Genomic DNA, 2,392 nt, shown 5'->3' on the forward strand with positions numbered 1-2,392 from the left:
TTAAGAATCATATATGGTATTTATTGAAAGATAGATATTGTAAGAATTAAATCGAGATTACGGAGCTGGGAGATGATTTTGGTTGTTAGTACTTAATATTATTTAAAGATTAACGATGAAGAGTTTGATCCTGGCTCAGGATGAACGCTAGCGGCAGGCCTAACACATGCAAGTCGAGGGGTAACATGAAGTGCTTGCACTTTGATGACGACCGGCGCACGGGTGCGCACCGCGTATGGAACCTACCTTTTACAGGGGAATAGCCTTTGGAAACGAAGATTAATGCCCCATAGTACTTTTTGTAGCATTACGAGATAGTTAAAGCCTTCGGGCGGTAAAAGATGGCCATGCGTCCCATTAGTTAGATGGTAAGGTAACGGCTTACCATGGCTACGATGGGTAGGGGCCCTGAGAGGGGGATCCCCCACACTGGTACTGAGACACGGACCAGACTCCTACGGGAGGCAGCAGTGAGGAATATTGGACAATGGAGGAGACTCTGATCCAGCCATGCCGCGTGCAGGAAGAATGCCCTATGGGTAGTAAACTGCTTTTATACGGGAAGAAAAAAGAGTACGTGTACTCTACTGACGGTACCGTAAGAATAAGGACCGGCTAACTCCGTGCCAGCAGCCGCGGTAATACGGAGGGTCCGAGCGTTATCCGGAATTATTGGGTTTAAAGGGTCCGTAGGCGGGCAGCTAAGTCAGAGGTGAAAGTTTGCAGCTCAACTGTAAAATTGCCTTTGATACTGGTTGTCTTGAGTTATAGTGAAGTTGCCGGAATATGTAGTGTAGCGGTGAAATGCATAGATATTACATAGAACACCGATTGCGAAGGCAGGTGACTAACTATATACTGACGCTGATGGACGAAAGCGTGGGGAGCGAACAGGATTAGATACCCTGGTAGTCCACGCCGTAAACGATGGATACTAGCTGTCCGGAATCTTGAATTCTGGGCGGCCAAGCGAAAGTGATAAGTATCCCACCTGGGGAGTACGTTCGCAAGAATGAAACTCAAAGGAATTGACGGGGGCCCGCACAAGCGGTGGAGCATGTGGTTTAATTCGATGATACGCGAGGAACCTTACCAGGGCTTAAATGCATATTGACAGGTCTAGAGATAGATTTTCCTTCGGGCAATTTGCAAGGTGCTGCATGGTTGTCGTCAGCTCGTGCCGTGAGGTGTCAGGTTAAGTCCTATAACGAGCGCAACCCCTGTCGTTAGTTGCCAGCGAGTCATGTCGGGGACTCTAACGAGACTGCCGGTGCAAACCGTGAGGAAGGTGGGGATGACGTCAAATCATCACGGCCCTTACGTCCTGGGCCACACACGTGCTACAATGGTAGGTACAGAGAGCAGCCATGTCGCAAGGCAGAGCGAATCTATAAAACCTATCACAGTTCGGATCGGAGTCTGCAACTCGACTCCGTGAAGCTGGAATCGCTAGTAATCGGATATCAGCCATGATCCGGTGAATACGTTCCCGGGCCTTGTACACACCGCCCGTCAAGCCATGGAAGCCGGGAGTGCCTGAAGTCCGTCACCGTAAGGAGCGGCCTAGGGCAAGATCGGTAACTAGGGCTAAGTCGTAACAAGGTAGCCGTACCGGAAGGTGCGGCTGGAACACCTCCTTTCTAGAGACGACAATTAAAAGAATTACCAGTTCCGTTTGATCGATTTTATACTAAAACTTCGTTTTAGTATACCCTGAACTTGTTTCAGGGTCCATTCTAAAAACTGATTTGAAGTTTACAATTGCGCATATACTGTCTTTACAATAATGATATATAAGTAATTGCTTTTTTTGAAGGTATTTATACTGGAAGAAGGAGTAGGGACAGTCCCGTAGCTCAGCTGGTTAGAGCGCTACACTGATAATGTAGAGGTCGGCAGTTCGAGTCTGCCCGGGACTACAACGCAGCTTTGCTGCGTGTATTAAGTACGAAGTAAACAGTATTTAGTTTAATAACTAACTACTAATTACTAACGACTTACTACTAAAAATACGTTCATTGATTGAAATATTGAATAGGAAATTCTAGAAGTTGGGTGGTAGTTAAGTACTAACTACTAACTACTAATTACTAACGACTAGTAATTGGGGGATTAGCTCAGCTGGCTAGAGCGCCTGCCTTGCACGCAGGAGGTCATCGGTTCGACTCCGATATTCTCCACCAGGCGATGCCTGGAGATAATTTATTTATCTCTTGAGTATTGTGTTGAGTACGATGGTATTTATTTGCCTGTCGTGGCTCACGACAACGTTCATTGACATATTGGAACAGACTTATAATACCCGCACGGGTGTTATAAGATTTGAGAATTAAAAGTTTTATATAGTAAAATAAGACACGAATTTTTTAAGTACAGAGTATAGAGTATTATC

Annotated in this window: 2 tRNA genes and 1 rRNA gene; all 3 read left to right on the top strand. The window is 45.9% G+C overall.

Features of this window, described 5'->3' with window-relative positions:
* Positions 1-112 precede the first annotated feature (112 nt).
* The 3 genes from ACKWCD_RS18930 (at position 113) to ACKWCD_RS18940 (ending at position 2,183) form a co-directional block, all read left to right on the top strand.
* Positions 113-1,640, top strand: a 16S ribosomal RNA gene (locus ACKWCD_RS18930).
* A 205-nt stretch (positions 1,641-1,845) separates the two neighbouring features.
* Positions 1,846-1,919, top strand: a tRNA-Ile gene (locus ACKWCD_RS18935).
* A 187-nt stretch (positions 1,920-2,106) separates the two neighbouring features.
* A tRNA-Ala gene (locus tag ACKWCD_RS18940) sits at positions 2,107-2,183 on the top strand.
* Positions 2,184-2,392 lie beyond the last annotated feature (209 nt).

Origin of the sequence: Maribacter taeanensis (genome assembly GCF_047345145.1) — a bacterium.
Lineage (GTDB): Bacteria > Bacteroidota > Bacteroidia > Flavobacteriales > Flavobacteriaceae > Maribacter_C.